Source organism: Burkholderia seminalis (assembly GCF_001718535.1).
Classification (GTDB): Bacteria; Pseudomonadota; Gammaproteobacteria; order Burkholderiales; family Burkholderiaceae; genus Burkholderia; species Burkholderia seminalis.
On record NZ_CP013398.1, the window covers coordinates 1,383,873 to 1,405,248 of the forward strand.

A 21,376-nucleotide genomic window follows, 5' to 3' on the forward strand; every position below is an offset into this window, starting at 1 on the left:
ATTCACAAGCCATGCCAAAACGCACAGACATCAAGAGCATCCTCATCATCGGCGCCGGCCCGATCATCATCGGCCAGGCGTGCGAGTTCGACTACTCGGGCGCGCAGGCTTGCAAGGCGTTGCGTGAGGAGGGCTACAAGGTCATTCTCGTCAACAGCAACCCGGCGACGATCATGACCGACCCGAACACGGCCGACGTGACCTACATCGAGCCGATCACGTGGGAAGTCGTCGCACGCATCATCGAGAAGGAGCGCCCGGACGCGATCCTGCCGACGATGGGCGGCCAGACAGCGCTGAACTGCGCGCTCGACCTGCATCACCACGGCGTGCTCGAGAAGTTCGGCGTCGAGCTGATCGGCGCGTCGCCGGAAGCGATCGACAAGGCGGAAGACCGCCAGAAGTTCAAGGAAGCGATGACCAAGATCGGTCTCGGCTCCGCGAAGTCGGGCATCGCGCACTCGATGGAAGAGGCGACCCAGGTGCATGCCGAGATCATGGCCGGCACCGGCGGCAGCGGCTACCCGGTCGTGATCCGTCCGTCGTTCACGCTCGGCGGCTCGGGCGGCGGCATCGCGTACAACCGCGAGGAGTTCGAGGAGATCTGCAAGCGCGGTCTCGACCTGTCGCCCACGCGCGAGCTGCTGATCGAAGAGTCGCTGCTCGGCTGGAAGGAATACGAGATGGAAGTCGTGCGCGACCGCGCCGACAACTGCATCATCGTCTGCTCGATCGAGAACCTCGACCCGATGGGCGTGCACACCGGCGATTCGATCACGGTCGCGCCGGCGCAGACGCTTACCGACAAGGAATACCAGATCCTGCGCAACGCATCGCTCGCGGTGCTGCGCGAGATCGGCGTCGACACCGGCGGCTCGAACGTGCAGTTCTCGATCAACCCGAAGGACGGCCGCATGGTCGTCATTGAAATGAACCCGCGCGTGTCGCGTTCGTCGGCGCTCGCATCGAAGGCGACGGGCTTCCCGATCGCGAAGGTCGCCGCGAAGCTGGCGGTCGGCTACACGCTCGACGAGCTGAAGAACGAAATCACCGGTGGCCAGACGCCGGCGTCGTTCGAGCCGACGATCGACTACGTCGTCACGAAGATCCCGCGTTTCGCGTTCGAGAAGTTCCGTGAAGCCGATTCGCGCCTCACCACGCAGATGAAGTCGGTCGGCGAAGTGATGGCGATCGGCCGCACGTTCCAGGAATCGTTCCAGAAGGCGCTGCGCGGCCTCGAGGTCGGCGTCGACGGTCTCGACGAGAAGTCGACCAACCGCGACGAGATCGCGATCGAGATCCACGAGCCGGGCCCGGACCGCATCTGGTACGTGGGCGACGCATTCCGCATCGGCATGACGGCCGAGGAAATCTTCGCGGAAACCGCGATCGACCCGTGGTTCCTCGAGCAGATCGAGCAGATCATCCTGAAGGAAAAGGCGCTGTCGGGCCGCACGCTCGCGTCGCTGACGTTCGACGAGCTGCGCTACCTGAAGCAGAGCGGCTTCTCCGACCGCCGCCTCGCGAAGCTGCTCGGCGCGACGCCGGAAGACGTGCGCAAGCGTCGTATCGAACTGAACGTGCGCCCGGTCTACAAGCGCGTCGACACCTGCGCGGCCGAATTCGCGACGAAGACGGCGTACATGTACTCGACCTACGAGGAAGAGTGCGAGGCGCAGCCGACCACCAACAAGAAGATCATGGTGCTGGGCGGCGGCCCGAACCGGATCGGCCAGGGCATCGAGTTCGACTACTGCTGCGTGCACGCGGCGCTCGCGATGCGCGAGGACGGCTACGAAACGATCATGGTCAACTGCAACCCGGAAACGGTGTCGACCGACTATGACACGTCCGACCGCCTGTACTTCGAGCCGCTGACGCTCGAAGACGTGCTCGAGATCGTCGACAAGGAAAAGCCGGTCGGCGTGATCGTCCAGTACGGCGGCCAGACGCCGCTGAAGCTCGCGCTCGACCTCGAGGCGCACGGCGTGCCGATCGTCGGCACGTCGCCGGACATGATCGATGCGGCCGAAGACCGCGAGCGCTTCCAGAAGCTGCTGCAGGACCTCGGCCTGCGCCAGCCGCCGAACCGCACCGCGCGCGCCGAAGAAGAAGCGCTCGCGCTCGCGGACGAAATCGGCTACCCGCTCGTCGTGCGCCCGTCGTACGTGCTGGGCGGCCGCGCGATGGAAATCGTCCACGAGCCGCGCGACCTCGAGCGCTACATGCGCGAGGCCGTGAAGGTGTCGAACGATTCGCCGGTGCTGCTCGACCGCTTCCTGAACGACGCGATCGAATGCGACGTCGACTGCATCTGCGACGGCGAAGCCGTGTTTATCGGCGGCGTGATGGAGCACATCGAGCAGGCGGGCGTCCACTCGGGCGACTCGGCATGCTCGCTGCCGCCGTACTCGCTGTCGAAGGAAACCGTGGCCGAGCTGAAGCGCCAGACGGGCGCGATGGCGAAGGCGCTGAACGTGGTCGGCCTGATGAACGTGCAGTTCGCGATCCAGCAGGTGCCGCAGGCGGACGGTTCGAAGCAGGACATCATCTACGTGCTGGAAGTGAACCCGCGCGCATCGCGCACGGTGCCGTACGTGTCGAAGGCGACCAGCCTGCCGCTCGCGAAGATCGCGGCGCGCGCGATGGTCGGCCAGAAGCTCGCGCAGCAGGGCGTGACGAAGGAAGTCGAGCCGCCGTACTTCAGCGTGAAGGAGGCCGTGTTCCCGTTCGTCAAGTTCCCGACCGTCGATCCGGTCCTCGGGCCTGAAATGCGCTCGACCGGCGAAGTGATGGGCGTCGGCCAGACGTTCGGCGAAGCGCTGTTCAAGTCGCAGCTCGCGGCCGGCTCGCGCCTGCCGGAGTCGGGCACGGTGCTGCTGACCGTGATGGACGCGGATAAACCGAAGGCCGTCGAAGTCGCGCGCATGCTGCACGACCTCGGCTACCCGATCGTCGCGACGAAGGGGACGGCTGCCGCGATCGAAGCGGCTGGCGTGCCGGTGAAGGTCGTGAACAAGGTGAAGGACGGCCGTCCGCACATCGTCGACATGATCAAGAACGGCGAGATCGCCCTCGTGTTCACGACCGTCGACGAGACGCGCCAGGCGATCGCCGATTCGCGTTCGATCCGCATGAGCGCGCAGGCGCACAAGGTCACGTACTACACGACGATGTCGGGCGCGCGCGCGGCCGTCGAAGGCTTGCGCTACCTGAAGGATCTGGAAGTCTATGATTTACAAGGTCTTCACGCTCGCCTAAACTAAGCAGTCAGTTACCTGTCGAAGCAACACGTGCCGCGATTAGGCGGTGTTTCCAGTGCATCGGAAACGCGCTTAATCGCGGTGATTTTTTTTAAAGCCGTTTTTAGCGATTGAGCCGTTTATGAGCACCATTCCGTTGACAAAGCGTGGCGCGGAGCAACTGCGCGATGAATTGCAGCGCCTCAAGTCCGTCGAGCGGCCGGCCGTGATCAACGCGATCGCGGAGGCCCGCGCACAGGGCGACCTGTCCGAAAACGCCGAATACGATGCCGCGAAGGAAAAGCAGGGCTTCATCGAGGGTCGTATCGCGGAAATCGAATCGAAGCTGTCGGCCGCGCAGGTCATCGATCCCACCGTGCTCGACGCGGAAGGCCGCGTGGTCTTCGCGTCGACCGTCGAGCTCGAGGATCTCGAATCGGGCGACACCGTCAAGTACCAGATCGTCGGCGACGACGAAGCCGACATCGATCACGGCCTGATCTCGGTCAGCTCGCCGATCGCGCGCGCGCTGATCGGCAAGTCCGAAGGCGACGTCGCGGCCGTGCAGGCGCCGAGCGGCGTGCGCGAGTACGAAATCATCTCGGTCAGCTACATCTGAAGCGGGGCGACGTGATGCCGCATCGCGTGTTCCGCCTGCTGTCGGCCGTGTGGGTTGGCAGCCTGCTGACGATCGGGTATGCGGTCGCGCCCGTATTGTTCAAGACGCTGGAGCGGATGACGGCCGGTTCGGTCGCCGCCCAGCTGTTCCGTATCGAGGCGATCCTCGGCGTCGTGTGCGGCGTGCTGCTGCTCGCGCTGTCGAACCAGCAGGTGCGGCGCGGCAGCAGCGAATATCGCCGCGTGCGCTGGGTCGTCGCCGCGATGGTCGGGTGCGTGCTGGTCGGGTATTTTGCGCTGCAGCCGTTCATGAACGCGCTGCGGGTGGCCGCGATGGAGGCGGGCACCGATATCGCGAATTCGCCATATGCAAGCCGCTTCGGGATGCTGCACGGCGTCTCGAGCGTGTTCTACCTCGTCGAGAGCGTGCTGGGGCTGATGCTGATCTGGCGTCTGCCGGCACGCGACGCCTGAGCGCCGCGCGGGCAGCGCGGCACGGGATGGCCCGTGCCGCATGCGTGATTACTTGTCCTGGAACGGCCGCTTGGTGCTGGCCTGGCGCTTTTTCGCCCGCTTCACGTTGCCGCCGGCCGTCACGCGCTCGTTGCCGCGCACGACGACCTTCGTCGGCTTCGGGCGACGCACGGGGCTCGCGTTCGGCGACACCTTGACGACCTTGACGGTGCGCGGTGCGCGGCCTTTCCTGTCGTCGGCGGCTTCGGCCGCGCTCGGCAGCGTGCCGGCACGACGGCCGCGGGCCGGGGCCGCCGCGGCGGCTTCGGGCTTCCAGATCACCAGCAGCTTGCCGATGTGCTGGATCGGCGCGGCGCTCAGGCGGTCGCAGATCTCGTCGTAGATCGCGATGCGCTCGTCGCGTTCGTCGCCGAACACGCGGATCTTGATCAGCTGGTGCGCGTTGAGGTGCACCTTGATTTCCTTCAGCACGGCGTCGGTCAGCCCTTCGGCGCCGATCAGCACGACGGGCTTGAGCGCATGGGCCTGGGAGCGCAGCGCGGAGCGCTCGGCGGGAGAAAGCGAAAGGGCGGGCATGGGAATGTCGAAATCTAAATAAGGGCGCGCTGACTGAATGGCGATCGCGGGAAGTTACCGCGTCAGCCGTGCGCCGAAACCACGTAAAATCGCGGCTTGGGCCTGAAAAGGGGCCGCAGCCGCGCGAAGAAGACGCGTATTATCCGCTAAAAGCGCGGCTTCACGAAGCAATTGGCAGCAATCTCTCTCTCGAATGGCAAAAAACCGCTTCAACCAGCACTGGCTGCACGACCACATCAACGACCCGTACGTCAAAATGGCGCAGCGGGAGGGCTATCGCGCGCGCGCCGCGTACAAGCTGAAGGAAATCGACGAGCAGGACAAGCTGATCCGTCCGGGCCAGGTGATCGTCGACCTCGGCGCGACGCCGGGCAGCTGGAGCCAGTATGCCCGCAACAAGCTCGCGCAGGGCAAGAAGCGTGACGCGGAGCGCGAAGGCGGCATCGACGGCACGATCGTGGCGCTCGACATCCTGCCGATGGAGCCGATCGCCGACGTCCACTTTCTCCAGGGCGACTTCCGCGAGGACGATGTCCTTCACCAGCTCGAGGAAGTGCTCGAAGGGCGCGCGGTGGACCTTGTTATTTCCGACATGGCCCCCAACCTCTCCGGCGTGGCCTCGGCAGACGCGGCGCGCATCGAGCATCTCTGCGATCTGGCGCTCGAATTCGCGCAGAATCATCTGAAGCCGGACGGTGCGCTGCTCGTGAAGTGCTTTCACGGCAGCGGCTACAGCCAGATCGTCGAGAAATTCAAACAGCAGTTTAAGACCGTCGCGCCGCGCAAGCCGAAGGCGTCCCGCGACAAATCGTCCGAAACGTTCATTTTGGGTCGGCATCTGAAGCATCCGCGGTGACGCGGAGCGGGATACCGCAAACGGGCTCCGGCCCTTGCCAGACAAGCGAAGCGCTATCGCGGCGGTTGTCAATGCTTATGGCGGGGGTGGTCGGACTGGATTAGAATGACCGAGGGGCGCCGCAAGGAAAATGTAGGCGCTCGTCTACGAGTGAAGGAGTGGTGCTTTGAACAACAATATGTTTTCGAAGGCAGCGGTGTGGCTGGTGATCGCACTGGTGCTGTTTACGGTGTTCAAGCAGTTCGACAAGCCCCGCGTCCAGGAAGGCGTGTCCTATTCGCAGTTCATGGACGACGCCAAGAACGGCAAGGTCAAGAACGTCATCGTTCAGGGGCGCAACCTCACCGTCACTCCGGCTGATGGCCAGAAATACCAGATCGTGTCGCCCGGCGACATCTGGATGGTCGGCGATCTGATGAAGTACGGCGTGCAGGTCAGCGGCAAGGCCGACGACGAGCCGAACGCGCTGATGTCCGCGCTGTACTACCTCGGGCCGACGATCCTGATCATCGTGTTCTGGTTCTACATGATGAGGCAGATGCAGGGAGGCGGCAAAGGCGGCGCATTCTCGTTCGGGAAATCGCGTGCGCGGCTGATCGACGAGAACAACAACGCGGTGAACTTCTCCGACGTCGCGGGCTGCGACGAAGCGAAGGAAGAAGTGTCCGAGCTCGTCGACTTCCTGCGCGATCCGCAGAAATTCCAGAAGCTGGGCGGCCGCATTCCGCGCGGCGTGCTGCTGGTCGGCCCGCCGGGTACCGGCAAGACGCTGCTGGCCCGCGCGATCGCCGGTGAAGCGAAGGTGCCGTTCTTCAGCATCTCGGGTTCGGACTTCGTCGAAATGTTCGTCGGCGTCGGTGCGGCCCGTGTGCGCGACATGTTCGAGCAGGCGAAGAAGCATGCACCGTGTATCGTGTTCATCGACGAAATCGACGCGGTCGGCCGTCATCGCGGCGCCGGCATGGGCGGCGGCAACGACGAGCGCGAGCAGACGCTGAACCAGATGCTCGTCGAGATGGACGGCTTCGAGGCGAACTCCGGCGTGATCGTGATCGCCGCGACCAACCGTTCCGACGTGCTCGACAAGGCGCTGCTGCGTCCGGGCCGTTTCGACCGCCAGGTCTATGTCGGCCTGCCGGACATCCGCGGCCGCGAGCAGATCATGCGCGTGCACCTGCGCAAGGTGCCGATCGCGAACGACGTCGACGCGGCCGTCATCGCACGCGGCACGCCGGGCTTCTCCGGCGCCGATCTCGCGAACCTCGTGAACGAAGCCGCGCTGTTCGCCGCCCGCCGCGGCAAGCGCATCGTCGAGATGCAGGACTTCGAGGACGCGAAGGACAAGATCTTCATGGGTCCGGAGCGCAAGTCGGCCGTGATCCGCGAGGAAGCGAAGCGTGCGACCGCGTATCACGAGTCGGGCCACGCGGTGATCGCGAAGCTGCTGCCGAAGGCCGACCCCGTGCACAAGGTCACGATCATTCCGCGCGGCCGTGCGCTGGGCGTCACGTGGCAGTTGCCGGAGCACGACAACGAGACGTACTCGAAGGACTACCTGATGGATCGCCTCGCGATCCTGTTCGGTGGTCGCGTGGCGGAAGAGCTGTTCATGAACCTCGTCAGCACCGGCGCATCGGACGACTTCAACAAGGCGACGCAGACGGCGCGTGCGATGGTCGCCCGTTTCGGCATGACCGACGCGCTCGGGCCGATGGTCTACGTCGACGACGAAAACGATGCATCGCCGTTCGGCCGCGGTTTCACGCGCACGATTTCGGAAGCGACGCAGCAGAAGGTCGACTCGGAAATCCGTCGCGTGCTCGACGAACAGTACGGCCTTGCGCGCCGTCTGCTCGAGGAGAACCGCGACAAGGTCGAGGCGATGACGGCCGCCCTGATGGAGTGGGAGACGATCGACGCCGATCAGATCAACGACATCATGGAAGGTCGTCCGCCGCGTTCGCCGAAGAGCTCGGCGGCGGTCGGCGGCGATTCGTCGGGCGGTGGCAGCAGCGCCGAGGTCAAGCCCGGCAACGCACCGGCGCCGGCTACGCCGGCGGCGTAATCTCTCCGCTTTAGCACCGTTCACGGGCTGGTGTGGCTTCACACCGGCCCGTTTTGCATTCATCCACGCCAGTCGCTCGTGTCCGATTCCGCTGTGTCCCCGTTCATTCCCGCGCCCCTCCAGTGCGGCCGCTTCGAGCTGACGTTCGAGCGCCCGCTCGTGATGGGCATCCTCAACGCCACGCCCGATTCGTTCTCCGACGGCGGCCGCTTCCTCGCGCGCGACGATGCGCTGCGCCAGGCCGAGCGGATGATTGCCGACGGCGCGGATATCCTCGACATCGGCGGCGAATCGACGCGCCCCGGCGCACCGCCCGTGCCGCTCGACGAGGAGCTGGCGCGCGTGATTCCGCTCGTCGAGGCGCTGCGGCCGCTGAACGTGCCGCTGTCGATCGACACATACAAGCCGGCCGTGATGCGCGCGGCGCTGGCCGCCGGCGCGGACCTGATCAACGACATCTGGGGGTTCCGCCAGCCAGGCGCGATCGACGCGGTGCGCGAGGGCAACAGCGGACTGTGCGCGATGCACATGCTCGGCGAGCCGCAGACGATGCAGGTCGGCGAACCCGACTACGGCGATGTGGTGACCGACGTGCGCGATTTTCTCGCCGTGCGTGCGCAGGCGCTGCGCGACGCGGGCATTGCCCCGGAGCGGATCTGCGTCGATCCCGGTTTCGGGTTCGGCAAGGCGGTCGTCGACGACAACTATGCGCTGCTGGCCGCGTTGCCGGACACGGCGCCCCTGCGGCCCGACGGACGGGCATATCCGATACTCGCGGGCATGTCGCGCAAGTCGATGCTCGGCGCGGTGATCGGCGGCAAGCCGCCGATGGAGCGCGTCGCGGCGAGCGTGGCCGCCGCGTTGTGCGCGGTCGGGCGCGGTGCCGCGATCGTGCGCGTGCACGACGTCGCGGCGACGGTCGATGCATTGAAAGTGTGGAATGCCGTGCGCGAAGCCGCGCGGCAACGATAAGTCAAAAGACGAAGGAGAAAGGATCCCATGGGACGTCGATATTTCGGCACGGACGGCATTCGCGGCACGGTGGGCGAGGCACCCATCACACCGGATTTCGTGTTGCGTCTCGGTTATGCGGCGGGCAAGGTGCTGGCCGGTTCGGCCGACGTCGCGGCGGGCGCGCGTCCGACCGTGCTGATCGGCAAGGACACCCGCGTGTCGGGCTACATGCTCGAGGCCGCACTCGAGGCCGGCTTCTCGGCGGCGGGCGTCGACGTGATGCTGGCCGGCCCGATGCCGACGCCGGGCGTCGCGTACCTGACGCGCGCGCTGCGCCTGTCGGCCGGTGTCGTGATCAGTGCATCGCACAACCCGTATCACGACAACGGGATCAAGTTTTTCTCGGCTGACGGCAACAAGCTGCCCGACGACACGGAAGCCGCGATCGAAGCGTGGCTCGACAAGCCGCTCGAGTGCGCGTCGTCCGACGGCCTCGGCAAGGCGCGCCGCCTCGACGACGCGGCAGGCCGCTACATCGAGTTCTGCAAGAGCACGTTCCCGGCCGCGTTCGACCTGCGCGGGCTGAAGCTCGTGATCGATTGCGCGCACGGCGCCGCCTACCAGATCGCGCCGCACGTATTCCACGAGCTTGGCGCGGACGTGATCCCGATCGGCGTCGCGCCGAACGGCTTCAACATCAACGACGGCGTCGGTGCGACCGCGCCGGACGCGCTCGTGCGCGCGGTGCGGGCGAACCACGCCGATCTCGGCATTGCGCTCGACGGCGATGCGGACCGCCTGCAGGTCGTCGATTCGACCGGTCGCCTGTACAACGGCGACGAACTCCTCTACGTGCTCGTGAAGGACCGGATCGCGACGGACGGCAAGGTCGACGGCGCGGTCGGCACGCTGATGACGAACCTCGCGGTCGAAGTCGCGTTGCAACGCGAGGGCGTGAAGTTCGTCCGCGCGGCGGTCGGCGACCGCTACGTGCTCGAGCAGTTGCGCGAACACGGCTGGCAGCTCGGCGCGGAAGGGTCGGGCCACATCCTGTCGCTCGACCGGCATTCGACCGGCGACGGCATCGTGTCGGCGCTGCTCGTGCTGGCCGCGCTGAAGCGCGGCGGCCGTACGCTCGCGCAGATGCTCGACGGCGTCACGCTGTTCCCGCAGAAGCTGATCAACGTGCGGATGAAGCCGGGTGCCGACTGGAAGGGTAGCGCATCGATTCGCGCGGCGATCGACGCGGCGGAGGCCGCGCTCGCCGGCAGCGGTCGCGTGCTGATCCGCGCATCGGGCACCGAGCCCGTGCTGCGCGTGATGGTCGAGGCGCAGCAGGCGGCCGACGCGGTGCGCCATGCGGAGACGATCGCCGACGCGGTGCGCGCCGCGACAACCTGATGCGGGATGGCGGCGCGCGGCAGTCCCGTCGCCCGCGCGCCGGCGTTCCGACGAATGACCAGGCGGCGCCTTCGGGGCGCCGCCATTTCGTCAGACGCAAAGGTTTGCGATATATAGATGTGTTTTGGGCGTGTGTTTCCGCACGCGCATGCTTCCGACCAGATAAATCCTCCGACCCCGGATATCCGGCCCGCCACCGGCAGGGCTTCCCGCCTCGCCGGCGCCCCGCGGCGATCCGCCGGTCCACCCGCGAATCGGGTGTCCGCCCGGTCCTTGCCAGGCAGGCAATTCTTGCCGCCATGGCCGTTCCGGTGCCGCCCAGGCGCCGCCCGCGCCCCCTCGCTATTCCCTTTCAACCAGTCATGTTACTGTCACGCCAGTTTCATCGATTGTCACATTACCGTCATGAGGAGCCCCTAACCTTCGCGGTGCCGTAGTCATCCGCTCACACACTGGAGGTCTCATGAAATTGATGCAAACCGCGATTGCCGGCCTGGCTGGCGCGCTTTTCGCCGTCGCCGCCCACGCTGCCGACATCACGGGCGCAGGCAGCACGTTCGCGATGCCGATCTATACGAAATGGGCTGCCGACTACCAGCAGTCCGGCGGTTCGAAGGTCAACTACCAGGGCATCGGCTCGTCGGGCGGCCTGAAGCAGATCATCGCGAAGACGGTCGATTTTGCCGGTTCGGACGCTCCGCTGAAGGATGAAGAGCTTGCGAAGGAAGGCCTGTTCCAGTTCCCGACGGTGGTCGGCGGCGTGGTGCCGGTCGTCAACGTGCCGGGCGTGAAGGCCGGCGAACTGACGCTGTCGGGCCCGGTGCTCGGCGACATCTACCTCGGCAAGATCAAGAAGTGGAACGACCCGGCGATCGCCGCGCTGAACCCGAAGGTCAAGCTGCCGGATACGGACATCGCCGTGGTTCGCCGCGCTGACGGTTCGGGCACCAGCTTCATCTGGACGAACTACCTGTCGAAGGTCAACGACGAGTGGAAGTCGAAGATCGGCGAAGGCACGACGGTCAACTGGCCGACGGGCACGGGCGGCAAGGGCAACGACGGCGTCGCGGCCTTCGTGCAGCGCCTGCCGGGCGCGATCGGCTACGTCGAATGGGCGTACGCGAAGAAGAACAACATGGTCTACACGGCCCTGAAGAACTCGACGGGCACGGTGGTCGAGCCGAAGACGGAAACGTTCAAGGCGGCCGCGGCCGGCGCGAACTGGTCGAAGTCGTTCTACCAGATCCTGACGAACCAGCCGGGCAAGGACGCATGGCCGGTCGTCGGCGCGACGTTCGTGCTGCTGCACGCGAAGCAGGACAAGCCGGAGCAGGGCGCCGAAACGCTGAAGTTCTTCAGCTGGGCGTTCAAGAACGGCGAGAAGGCTGCCGACAGCCTCGACTACATCTCGCTGCCGTCGGCGGTCGAGACGGAAATCCGCAAGCAGTGGAAGACGAAGGTGACGGACGCTTCGGGCAAGTCGGTCGCCGCCGAGTAAGCAATGCAGCGGTTCGCTGCCCGGCCGCGCCGGCCGGGCAGTGTGTGCGGTAAAGCCGGGCGTCATGGCGCCCGGCGATCAAAAGCAGGCACCCATGTCTGATATTTCCTACACGTCCTCCCGATCGTCCGACGGTGCGCAGCGCGCGCCGGGTCGTCTCGGGGATGTCCTGTTCGGCGGCCTCGCTCGGCTCGCCGCGATCGTGACCCTGCTGCTGCTGGGCGGGATCATCGTTTCCCTGATCGTTGCGTCGATGCCGACCATCGAGAAGTTCGGCCTCGGCTTCCTGTGGCAATCCGAGTGGGATCCCAACTCGGACATCTACGGCGCACTCGTGCCGATCTACGGCACGATCGTGACGTCGCTCATTGCGCTCGTCATCGCGGTGCCCGTCAGCTTCGGCATCGCACTGTTCCTCACCGAATTGTCGCCCGTCTGGCTGCGCCGCCCGCTCGGCATCGCGATCGAGCTGCTCGCCGCGATTCCGTCGATCGTGTACGGCATGTGGGGCCTGCTCGTGTTCGCGCCGATCTTCGCCGAATACTTCCAGAAGCCGATCGGCCGCCTGTTCAAGGACGTCTGGGTGCTCGGTCCGCTGACGGCGGGCCCGCCGATCGGCATCGGCATCCTCGCGGCCGGCGTGATCCTCGCGATCATGATCATCCCGTACATCGCGTCGGTGATGCGCGACGTGTTCGAGGTCACGCCCGTGCTGCTGAAGGAATCCGCGTACGGGATCGGCTGCACGACCTGGGAAGTGATGTGGAAGGTCGTGCTGCCCTACACGAAGACCGGCGTGATCGGCGGCGTGATGCTCGGCCTCGGCCGCGCGCTCGGCGAAACGATGGCCGTGACCTTCGTGATCGGCAACACCAACCTGCTCGACAGCGTATCGCTGTTCGCGCCGGGCAACAGCATCACGTCGGCGCTCGCGAACGAATTCGCCGAAGCGCAGCCGGGCCTGCATACGTCCGCGCTGATGGAACTCGGCCTGATTCTCTTCGTGATCACGTTCATCGTGCTGTCCATCTCCAAACTGCTGCTGCTTCGTCTCGAGAAGGGAGAGGGCAAGAAATGAGCGAGCCCATCATGAATTTCCCGGGAGCCGACGGCGCCGTGCTCGACGCGATGCGCAACCGCCTGCAGCGCAAGCGCAAGGCGATCAACGCGATCGCGCTTACCGCGTCGCTCGGCGCGATGGCGTTCGGCCTGCTGTGGCTCGTGTGGATTCTCTACACGACGGTGCACCTCGGTATCGGCGGCCTGTCGCTGCAGCTGTTCACCGAATCGACGCCGGCGCCGAACACGGAAGGCGGCGGTCTCGCGAACGCGATCGTCGGCAGCCTGCTGCTGTGCGGATTCGGCACGCTAGTCGGCACGCCGATCGGCATCCTCGCGGGCGTTTATCTCGCCGAATACGGCCAGAAGAACCTGCTGGCGAGCACGATCCGCTTCATCAACGACATCCTGCTGTCGGCGCCGTCGATCGTCATCGGCCTGTTCGTGTACGCGATCGTCGTGGCGAAATCGGGACGCTTCTCGGGCTGGGCCGGCGTCATCGCGCTCGCCCTGCTGCAGATTCCGATCGTGATCCGCACGACCGAGAACATGCTGAAGCTCGTGCCGAATGCGCTGCGCGAAGCGGCCTTCGCGCTCGGTACGCCGAAGTGGCGGATGGTGCTGAAGATCACGCTGCGCGCATCCGTCGGCGGGATCGTGACGGGCGTGCTGCTCGCGGTCGCACGGATTGCCGGCGAAACGGCGCCGTTGCTGTTCACCGCGCTGTCGAACCAGTTCTTCTCGTGGGACATGAGCCAGCCGATGGCGAACCTGCCGGTCACGATCTACAAGTTCGCGATGAGCCCGTTCGCGGAGTGGCAGTCGCTCGCATGGGCGGGCGTGTTCCTGATTACGCTCGGGGTGCTAGGACTCAACGTCCTGGCGCGCTCGATCTTCTCGAAAAAGTAACGGCGGAGCAATCCGATGAATATGGCAGAGAGCCACCTGAATCCCGTCGAGCGCACCGCTGCGCCGGCCGGCACGCATGACGCGGCGAACGATCGCCCGCTCGCGCCGCTGAACGCGAAGATCGAGGTCAACAACCTCAACTTCTTCTACAACAAGTTCCATGCGCTGAAGAACATCAACCTGCGTATTCCGGACGGCAAGGTGACCGCGTTCATCGGCCCGTCGGGTTGCGGCAAGTCGACGCTGCTGCGCACGTTCAACAAGATGTTCGCGCTCTACCCGGAGCAGCGCGCCGAAGGCGAAATCCTGATGGACGGCGAGAACCTGCTGACGACGAAGCGCGATATCTCGCTGCTGCGCGCGCGGATCGGCATGGTGTTCCAGAAGCCGACCCCGTTCCCGATGTCGATCTACGACAACATCGCGTTCGGCGTGAAGATGTTCGAAAAGCTCACGCGCTCGGAAATGGACGACCGCGTCGAGTGGGCGCTCACGAAGGCTGCTCTGTGGAACGAAGTGAAGGACAAGCTGGGCCAGAGCGGCTACGGCCTGTCGGGCGGCCAGCAGCAGCGCCTGTGCATCGCGCGCGGCATTGCGATCCGTCCGGAAGTGCTGCTGCTCGACGAGCCGTGCTCGGCGCTCGACCCGATCTCGACGGGCCGCATCGAAGAGCTGATCGCGGAGCTGAAGAGCGACTACACGGTCGTGATCGTCACGCACAACATGCAGCAGGCCGCACGCTGCTCGGATTACACGGCCTACATGTACCTGGGCGAGCTGATCGAGTTCGGCGAGACCGAAAAGATCTTCATCAAGCCGGTGCGCAAGGAAACGGAAGACTACATCACCGGCCGTTTCGGTTGATGACGGAGAACAACAGCCATGTCGGATAAACATCTGTCGAGCCAGTTCGATGCGGACCTGAATGCCGTGTCGTCGAAAGTGCTGGAAATGGGCGGCCTCGTCGAGTCGCAGATCGTCGGCGCGATGTACGCGCTGAACGAGTTCGACCGCGAGACGGCCGAGAAGGTGATCGCGGCCGAGGAAACGCTGAACGCGATGGAAGTCGACATCGACCAGGAGTGCGGCAACATCATCGCGCGGAGGCAGCCGGCCGCGCGCGATCTGCGCCTTTTGATGTCGATTTCGAAAACGATTACGAACCTCGAGCGCGCCGGCGACGAGGCCGAGAAGATCGCCAAGCGCGTGCGCCGCCTGGTCGACGAGCCGGCCGCGCGCGCGGTCAACATCGCCGAGATCAAGGTGTCGGGCGAGATGGCCGTGACGATCCTGCGCCGCGCGCTCGACGCGTTTGCGCGCCTCGACACGGTCGCGGCCGCGCAGATCGTCAAGGACGACAAGGAGATCGACCTGGAATTCCGCGCGTTCGTGCGCAAGCTCGTGTCGTACATGCAGGAAGATCCGCGCACGATCTCGGTCGGCCTCGAGTACCTGTTCATCGCGAAGGCGATCGAGCGGATCGGCGACCACGCGAAGAACATCGCCGAATTCATCATCTACATCGTGAAGGGCACGGACGTGCGGCACCAGCCGCGCGACACGCTCGACCGTGAAGCCAACAGTTAATACGACCCAGCACAGGAAAAACAGAGGTGCCGATGCCCAGCAACATTCTCGTCGTTGAAGATGAGCCCGCGATTTCCGAACTGATCTCGGTGAATCTCCAGCACGCCGGTCACTGCCCGATCCGTGCGTACAACGCCGAACAGGCGCAGAACCTGATCAGCGATGTGCTGCCCGATCTCGTGCTGCTCGACTGGATGCTGCCGGGCAAGTCCGGTATTGCGTTCGCGCGCGACCTGCGCAACAACGAACGGACCAAGCACATCCCGATCATCATGCTGACTGCCCGCGGCGACGAGCAGGACAAGGTGCTCGGCCTCGAAATCGGCGCGGACGACTACGTGACGAAGCCGTTCTCGCCGAAGGAGCTGATGGCGCGGATCAAGGCCGTGCTGCGCCGCCGTGCGCCGCAGCTGACCGAGGACGTCGTGTCGATCAACGGGCTGCGCCTCGACCCGGCCACGCATCGCGTCGCCGCGCACGGCGATGGCAGCGAGATCAAGCTCGATCTCGGCCCGACCGAGTTCCGCCTGCTGCATTTCTTCATGACGCATCCGGAGCGTGTCCACAGCCGAACGCAACTGCTCGACCAGGTATGGGGCGACCACGTGTTCGTCGAGGAGCGTACCGTCGACGTGCACATCAAGCGATTGCGCGCGGCCTTGAAACCGGCCGGTTGCGATGCGATGATCGAGACCGTGCGCGGCAGCGGCTACCGGCTCGCCAAGCACGCGTAACGTATCCGCGCATGCCGTGTGCCACGGCATGCCGTTCATTCTTTCGGACGCTGAATCATGAACATCATCTGGGCGCGCTTTCTGGTGTCGCTCGTGCTGCTCGTGCTGATCGGCGTATTGGTCGGCGTTTTCGCCGGCCCGACCGCGGGCCTCGTGTTCGTGGTCGTGATGCTGGTCGCGCAGGGCTTTTTCAGCACCTTCCATACGCAGCGTCTGTGGCGCCTGCTCGACGCGCCCGTCTACGGCGAAGTGCCGAGCGCGCCGGGCATTTGGGGCGAAATCTACTATCGCCTGCACAAACTCGCGAAGCAGTGGCATGCGCAGGTGCGGCAGGTCGAGCAGCAGCATTCGCGCTTCATCCAGGCGATCCAGGCGTCGCCCAATGGCGTCGCGATGCTCGACGACCACGACCAGATCGAGTGGTGCAACGCGATCGCCGAGGTTCATTTCGGCCTCGACGCGAAGCGCGATCTGCGCCAGCACATCACGAACCTGGTGCGCCATCCCGATTTCGTCCGCTACCTGAATGCGCAGCTTTACGACGAGACGCTCGTGATGCGCGGCATGGGCGACTCGCGGCAGAACGTGCTGGAAGTGCAGGTGTTTCCGTACGGCGAGAACCGCAAGCTGCTGCTCACGCAAGACATCACCGAGCTCGAACGCACCGACGCGATGCGGCGCGACTTCGTCGCGAACGTGTCGCACGAGCTGAAGACGCCGCTCACCGTGCTGTCGGGCTTTCTCGAGACGATGCGCGAGTTGCCGCTGAACGAGGAAGACCGCGCGCGTTATCTCGACATGATGGAGCAGCAGGCGTCGCGCATGCGGCACATCGTGACCGACCTGCTGGTGCTCGCGAAGCTCGAAGGCGAGAGCAAGCCGCCGCTCGATCACGCGATCGACATGCGCGCCGTGTTCGACCATCTGAAGGAGGATGCGCAGACGCTGTCGAACGGGCATCACGACATCGCGTTCATGATCGACGAGACGCTCGGCGTCACGGGGGCGCAGACGGAGCTGTTCAGCGCGTTCGCGAACCTCGTCACGAACGCGATCCGCTATACGCCGGAAGGCGGCAAGATCGTCGTCACGTGGCGGCGCGAGGGCGTGCAGGGCGTGTTTTCCGTCACGGACAGCGGCTTCGGCATTCCGGCCGCCGACCTGCCGCGGCTCACCGAGCGCTTCTACCGCGTCGACCGCAGCCGTTCGCGCGACACCGGCGGCACGGGCCTCGGGCTGGCGATCGTCAAGCACGTGCTGCAGCGGCACGACGCGCACCTGTACGTGCAGAGCGAGGAAGGGCGCGGCAGTACGTTCACCGCGCGGTTCCCGGGTTCGCGCGTCATCGCGATCCGGCCGGCCGCGTACGAGGCGTGACCGCGTAGCGTTCCGACGTTCGAAACAAAAGAGCAGCCCGCGGGCTGCTCTTTTTCATGCGCGAGGCTTCGCGCGACTGGCGGCGCGCCGACGGCTCACGAGCAGAACTTCGCGAGCAGTCCGAGCTGCGCGTTGCGGAGCGTCTTGCCGGCGCGACGGCGGCGGTAGTGGCCGTCGCTGTGCATCTGCCATGCCGACTGGTTGTCGCCGAGACACACCGACAGGCCTTCGGCGATCACGCGCCGCTTGAGCTTGCGCTCGCGGACCGGGAACGCGACTTCGACGCGGCGGAACAGGTTGCGGTCCATCCAGTCGGCGCTCGACAGATAGACGTCCTCGGCGCCGCCCGCATGGAAGTAGTAGATCCGGTGGTGCTCGAGGAAGCGGCCGACGATCGAGCGCACCGTGATGTTTTCCGACAGCCCCGGCACGCCGGGCTTCAGCGCGCAGACGCCGCGCACGATCAGGTCGACCTTCACGCCGGCCTGCGACGCTTCGTACAGCGCGGCGATCACCGACGGCTCCAGCAGCGCGTTCATCTTCGCGACGATGCGCGCACGCTTGCCGGCGCGCGCATTGTCGATTTCCGCGCCGATCGCGTCGATGATGCGCGGATGCAGCGTGAACGGCGACTGCCACAGCTCGTGCAGCGTGAGCTCGCCGCCGATTCCCGTCAGTTGCTGGAAAACGTGGTGGACGTCCTCGCAGATCTTCTGGTCGGCCGTCATCAGCCCGAAGTCGGTGTAGAGGCGCGCCGTGCGCGGGTGGTAGTTGCCGGTGCCGAGGTGCACGTAGCGGCGCAGCGATGCCTTGCCGCCCTGCACGACGCGCCGCACGATCAGCATCATCTTCGCGTGGCACTTGTGGCCGACCACGCCGTACACGACATGCGCGCCGACGGCCTCGAGCTGCGACGCCCAGTTGATGTTGGTCTCCTCGTCGAAGCGCGCGAGCAGCTCGACGACGACGGTCACTTCCTTGCCGTTGCGCGCGGCTTCCATCAGCGCGTCCATCAGCGGCGAATCGGTGCCGGTGCGGTAGATCGTCTGCTTGATCGCGACGACGCTCGGGTCCCTCGCGGCCTGCTGCAGCAGTTCGAGCACGGGCTGGAAGCTCTCGTACGGGTGGTGCAGCAGGATGTCGCCGTCGTCGATCGCGTCGAACATCGTCGGCGCGTTCGTGATCGCGGCCGGGGTCGACGCGGTGAACGGCGCGAACTTCAGGTCGGGGCGGTCGACGAGATCGGGAATCTGCATCAGCCGCACGAGGTTCACGGATCCGGCCACGCGGTAGCAGTCCTTTTCGCCGAGCTCGCTTTCCTCGAGCAGGCGGCGCACGATGTGCGCCGGCGTGTCGGCCGACACTTCGAGACGCACCGCGTTGCCGAGGTGGCGTGCGGGCAGCTCGCCCTGCAGCGCGACGCGCAGGTTCGTGATTTCGTCCTCGTCGACGAACAGCTCGCTGTTGCGCGTGATGCGGAACTGGTTGCAGCTCTTCACGACGAGTTGCGGGAAGAGTTCGCCGACGAAGCGCTGCATGAACGAACTCAGCAGCACGAAGCCGTGCTCGAAGCCCGACAGCGCGTGCGGCATGCGCACGACACGCGGCAGCGCACGCGGCGCCTGCACGATGCCCATCACCGCCTGGCGGCCGAACGCGTCGCGGCCTTCGAGCTCGACGACGAAGTTCAGGCTCTTGTTGAGCACGCGCGGGAACGGGTGGGCCGGATCGAGGCCGATCGGGGTCAGCACGGGCAGCAGCTCGTCGAGGAAGTAGCGCCGCGCCCATTCGAGCTGCTCGTCGTTCCACGTGTCGCTCGCGTGGAAGTAGATGCCTTCCTGTTCGAGCGCGGGCAGCACGGTTTCGTGCAGCATCGTGTACTGTCGATGGACGAGCCGCTGCGCGCGTTCGACGACGAGGTCGTAAGCGTGCTGCAACGACATGCCGTCGGGCGTCAGCGCGCCGGGATTGTCGCGGATCTGTTCCTGAAGGCCGGCCATCCGGACTTCGAAGAATTCGTCGAGGTTGCTGCTGGTGATGCAGATGAAGCGGAGGCGCTCGAGCAACGGGACTTGCGGATCGGCCGCCTGGGCCAGCACGCGCTCGTTGAAACCGAGGATGCCGAGTTCACGATTGAGAAGCGGATAACGGACGGACATCGGCAGAGTAGGGGGCAGTTCAGGCGATGATTCGAAAGGACGCTCGGAAACTCTCACGGTACGATGACGTGCTGATGACAATCATGTATTTATATCGGGAAATTCTACGCCTTAACCATTTCGTCGCATAAATGTTTCGGCTATATGGAATCGAGCAGTGTGCATACCCGTGAAGCGTGGTAACGGCAAGCGTTCCACGCTTAAAATGTCGCCTTTGATTGATCGCCCTGGGTTGCCGGTCCGGCTGCCGCGGGCGACCGCGCACGGAGCCCCCTTCTGATGGTTACAACCCCCCACTTGCTGGCTGCCGTGGATCTCGGCTCGAACAGCTTCCGGCTGATCGTCGGGCGCGTCGAGGAAACGCCGGCGGGCAGCCAGATCTATCCCGTCGACGCGTTGCGCGAACCGGTTCGGCTGGCCGCGGGCCTGTCGAGCGACAAGATGCTCGATCGCGCGTCGCAGGAGCGTGGCTGGGAGGCGCTCAAGCGGTTCGGCGAGCGCCTGCGCGATTTTCATCCCGACCATGTGCGTGCGGTGGCGACCAACACGCTGCGCGTCGCGAAGAACGCCGCCGAATTTCTCGGCGAGGCCGAAGCGGCGCTCGGTTTCCCGATCGAGGTGATCGCGGGCCGCGAAGAAGCGCGGCTGATCTATGCGGGCGCCGCGCACTCGGTGCCGGCGAGTGCCGGCAAGCGGCTCGTCGTCGACATCGGCGGCGGCTCGACCGAATTCATCATCGGCTCGCACTACACGCCAATCGTGATGGAGAGCCTGTATATCGGCTGCGTGAGCCACAGCCGCAGCTTCTTTCCGGCCGGCAACGTCGACGAATACACGATGCGGCAGGCCGAACTCGCGGCCAAGCGCGAGATCCAGATCATTTCGAGCGAGTACAAGAAGGCCGGCTGGGACCAGGCGATCGGGTCGTCCGGCACCGCGCGTGCGCTCGCGGAACTCGTCGAGGCGAACGGATTCAACGATCCGGGCATCACGCACGGCATTTCGCGCGGTGGCCTGGAGCGGCTGAAGCGCGCGCTGATCAAGTCGGAGAACGTCAACCGGCTCAAGCTGATCGCGTTGAAGCCCGATCGCGTGCCGGTGCTCGCCGGCGGCCTCGCGATCATGCTCGCGGTGTTCGAGGAGCTCGGCGTCGATTACGTCGATACGACCGACGGCGCGCTGCGCCTCGGCGTGCTGTACGACCTGCTCGGCCGGACGCAGCACGAGGACATGCGCGCGGTGACCGTCGAGGGCTTCACGCGCCGCTACGGCGTCGATCGTGCGCAGGCCGAGCGGATCGGTGCGCTTGCGGTGCGTTTCTACGACGAACTCGAGGAAGACGACGAAGAGGCGCGCGAGGAAGGGCGGATGTTCCTCGGCTGGGCGGCCGCGTTGCACGAGATCGGCCTGTCGATCTCGCACAGCGCGTATCACAAGCATTCGGCCTATATCGCGAGCAATGCGGACATGCCGGGTTTCTCGCGCACCGACCAGGCGCGGCTGGCCGCGCTCGTGCTCGGTCATGCGGGCAAGCTCGGCAAGCTGTCGCAGGCGCGCGACGTCGAGTGGCCGCTGCTGTTTTGCCTGCGGCTCGCGGCGCTGCTGTGCCGGCGCCGGACCGATGCGGGGCTGCCCGACATTTCCGTTTCGCAGATGAAGAAGGGCGGGTACGAAGTGCGCCTGCCGAGCGCGTGGGTCGAGCAGAATCCGTTGACCGACTACAGCCTCAGCCAGGAGGCTGCCGAGTGGGAGAAGGTCGGGATCCCGTATCGCGTGGTGTACACCGGCGCGTAATGGCCGCAAGCGTGGCCTGGAAGCCGTTGGGGCGGGAGCGTGGCTGCGGTGGCCCGAGGCGTGCCGCACGACC

General features: G+C 65.5%; 17 protein-coding genes. 15 read left to right on the forward strand and 2 right to left on the reverse strand.

Annotation, left to right across the window (positions count from 1 at the left end):
* Positions 1–11: 11 nt before the first annotated feature.
* The 3 genes from carB to WJ12_RS06365 all read left to right on the forward strand — a co-directional run bounded on the left by carB (position 12) and on the right by WJ12_RS06365 (position 4,334).
* Positions 12–3,266, forward strand: coding sequence for a carbamoyl-phosphate synthase large subunit (gene carB, locus WJ12_RS06355; protein ID WP_049033904.1), 3,255 nt, complete (start codon positions 12–14; stop codon positions 3,264–3,266).
* Positions 3,267–3,384: 118 nt separating this feature from the next.
* A complete protein-coding gene (greA, locus tag WJ12_RS06360; protein ID WP_021163362.1) occupies positions 3,385–3,861 on the forward strand; it encodes a transcription elongation factor GreA in 477 nt (158 codons plus the stop codon).
* 14 nt (positions 3,862–3,875) lie between these two features.
* Positions 3,876–4,334, forward strand: coding sequence for a DUF4149 domain-containing protein (locus WJ12_RS06365; RefSeq protein WP_034186653.1), 459 nt, complete (start codon positions 3,876–3,878; stop codon positions 4,332–4,334).
* Between the two features lie 48 nt (positions 4,335–4,382).
* Here WJ12_RS06365 and WJ12_RS06370 read toward each other — a convergent pair whose 3' ends face one another.
* Complete coding sequence (locus WJ12_RS06370; protein ID WP_034186654.1) at positions 4,383–4,910, reverse strand: YhbY family RNA-binding protein; 528 nt, start codon at positions 4,908–4,910, stop codon at positions 4,383–4,385.
* 193 nt (positions 4,911–5,103) lie between these two features.
* Here WJ12_RS06370 and WJ12_RS06375 point away from each other — a divergent pair, with 193 nt between their 5' ends.
* From WJ12_RS06375 to phoR, 11 genes are all read left to right on the forward strand, one after another.
* The gene (locus tag WJ12_RS06375) at positions 5,104–5,766 is read left to right on the forward strand and encodes an RlmE family RNA methyltransferase (RefSeq protein WP_034186655.1); all 663 of its coding nucleotides are present in this window, start codon (positions 5,104–5,106) and stop codon (positions 5,764–5,766) included.
* Between the two features lie 166 nt (positions 5,767–5,932).
* Positions 5,933–7,831, forward strand: coding sequence for an ATP-dependent zinc metalloprotease FtsH (gene ftsH / locus WJ12_RS06380; RefSeq protein ID WP_034186656.1), 1,899 nt, complete (start codon positions 5,933–5,935; stop codon positions 7,829–7,831).
* Between the two features lie 162 nt (positions 7,832–7,993).
* Positions 7,994–8,803 (forward strand): dihydropteroate synthase, encoded by an 810-nt coding sequence (gene folP, locus WJ12_RS06385; protein WP_437341336.1) that lies wholly within the window; start codon positions 7,994–7,996, stop codon positions 8,801–8,803.
* Between the two features lie 27 nt (positions 8,804–8,830).
* Positions 8,831–10,186, forward strand: a complete 1,356-nt coding sequence (gene glmM / locus WJ12_RS06390) for a phosphoglucosamine mutase (protein WP_059560538.1) — start codon at positions 8,831–8,833, stop codon at positions 10,184–10,186.
* Between the two features lie 463 nt (positions 10,187–10,649).
* Positions 10,650–11,684: a phosphate ABC transporter substrate-binding protein PstS gene (gene pstS / locus WJ12_RS06395; RefSeq protein ID WP_069245608.1), complete on the forward strand. Its 1,035-nt coding sequence runs from the start codon at positions 10,650–10,652 to the stop codon at positions 11,682–11,684.
* Positions 11,685–11,778: 94 nt separating this feature from the next.
* Positions 11,779–12,762: a phosphate ABC transporter permease PstC gene (gene pstC, locus WJ12_RS06400; protein WP_059557054.1), complete on the forward strand. Its 984-nt coding sequence runs from the start codon at positions 11,779–11,781 to the stop codon at positions 12,760–12,762.
* Positions 12,759–13,652 carry a phosphate ABC transporter permease PstA gene (pstA, locus tag WJ12_RS06405; RefSeq protein ID WP_034186661.1) on the forward strand — a complete coding sequence of 298 codons (894 nt, stop codon included), beginning with the start codon at positions 12,759–12,761 and terminating at the stop codon, positions 13,650–13,652. Before pstC ends, pstA begins: the two co-directional genes overlap by 4 nt.
* Before the next feature lie 15 nt (positions 13,653–13,667).
* Entirely contained in the window at positions 13,668–14,516 is an 849-nt protein-coding gene (gene pstB / locus WJ12_RS06410; RefSeq protein ID WP_034186662.1) for a phosphate ABC transporter ATP-binding protein PstB, read from the forward strand.
* Between the two features lie 18 nt (positions 14,517–14,534).
* Positions 14,535–15,239: a phosphate signaling complex protein PhoU gene (gene phoU / locus WJ12_RS06415; protein WP_034186663.1), complete on the forward strand. Its 705-nt coding sequence runs from the start codon at positions 14,535–14,537 to the stop codon at positions 15,237–15,239.
* Positions 15,240–15,271: 32 nt separating this feature from the next.
* The gene (gene phoB, locus WJ12_RS06420; protein ID WP_006750313.1) at positions 15,272–15,973 is read left to right on the forward strand and encodes a phosphate regulon transcriptional regulator PhoB; all 702 of its coding nucleotides are present in this window, start codon (positions 15,272–15,274) and stop codon (positions 15,971–15,973) included.
* Positions 15,974–16,030: 57 nt separating this feature from the next.
* Positions 16,031–17,350 carry a phosphate regulon sensor histidine kinase PhoR gene (phoR, locus tag WJ12_RS06425; RefSeq protein WP_059557053.1) on the forward strand — a complete coding sequence of 440 codons (1,320 nt, stop codon included), beginning with the start codon at positions 16,031–16,033 and terminating at the stop codon, positions 17,348–17,350.
* A gap of 95 nt (positions 17,351–17,445) precedes the next feature.
* Here the strand turns inward: phoR and ppk1 are convergent, their stop codons facing one another.
* Entirely contained in the window at positions 17,446–19,509 is a 2,064-nt protein-coding gene (gene ppk1, locus WJ12_RS06430) for a polyphosphate kinase 1 (protein ID WP_034186665.1), read from the reverse strand.
* Positions 19,510–19,788: 279 nt separating this feature from the next.
* Here ppk1 and ppx point away from each other — a divergent pair, with 279 nt between their 5' ends.
* Positions 19,789–21,303, forward strand: coding sequence for an exopolyphosphatase (gene ppx, locus WJ12_RS06435; RefSeq protein WP_034186666.1), 1,515 nt, complete (start codon positions 19,789–19,791; stop codon positions 21,301–21,303).
* Positions 21,304–21,376: the final 73 nt, after the last annotated feature.

Bases quoted from the DNA above. Each gene is read 5' to 3' on its own strand.
- carB (WP_049033904.1), top strand. From the start codon at position 12: ATGCCAAAACGCACAGACATCAAGAGCATCCTCATCATCGGCGCCGGC.
- greA (WP_021163362.1), top strand. From the start codon at position 3,385: ATGAGCACCATTCCGTTGACAAAGCGTGGCGCGGAGCAACTGCGCGAT.
- WJ12_RS06365 (WP_034186653.1), top strand. From the start codon at position 3,876: ATGCCGCATCGCGTGTTCCGCCTGCTGTCGGCCGTGTGGGTTGGCAGC.
- WJ12_RS06370 (WP_034186654.1), bottom strand. From the start codon at position 4,910: ATGCCCGCCCTTTCGCTTTCTCCCGCCGAGCGCTCCGCGCTGCGCTCC.
- WJ12_RS06375 (WP_034186655.1), top strand. From the start codon at position 5,104: ATGGCAAAAAACCGCTTCAACCAGCACTGGCTGCACGACCACATCAAC.
- folP (WP_437341336.1), top strand. From the start codon at position 7,994: ATGGGCATCCTCAACGCCACGCCCGATTCGTTCTCCGACGGCGGCCGC.
- glmM (WP_059560538.1), top strand. From the start codon at position 8,831: ATGGGACGTCGATATTTCGGCACGGACGGCATTCGCGGCACGGTGGGC.
- pstS (WP_069245608.1), top strand. From the start codon at position 10,650: ATGAAATTGATGCAAACCGCGATTGCCGGCCTGGCTGGCGCGCTTTTC.
- pstC (WP_059557054.1), top strand. From the start codon at position 11,779: ATGTCTGATATTTCCTACACGTCCTCCCGATCGTCCGACGGTGCGCAG.
- pstA (WP_034186661.1), top strand. From the start codon at position 12,759: ATGAGCGAGCCCATCATGAATTTCCCGGGAGCCGACGGCGCCGTGCTC.
- pstB (WP_034186662.1), top strand. From the start codon at position 13,668: ATGAATATGGCAGAGAGCCACCTGAATCCCGTCGAGCGCACCGCTGCG.
- phoU (WP_034186663.1), top strand. From the start codon at position 14,535: ATGTCGGATAAACATCTGTCGAGCCAGTTCGATGCGGACCTGAATGCC.
- phoB (WP_006750313.1), top strand. From the start codon at position 15,272: ATGCCCAGCAACATTCTCGTCGTTGAAGATGAGCCCGCGATTTCCGAA.
- phoR (WP_059557053.1), top strand. From the start codon at position 16,031: ATGAACATCATCTGGGCGCGCTTTCTGGTGTCGCTCGTGCTGCTCGTG.
- ppk1 (WP_034186665.1), bottom strand. From the start codon at position 19,509: ATGTCCGTCCGTTATCCGCTTCTCAATCGTGAACTCGGCATCCTCGGT.
- ppx (WP_034186666.1), top strand. From the start codon at position 19,789: ATGGTTACAACCCCCCACTTGCTGGCTGCCGTGGATCTCGGCTCGAAC.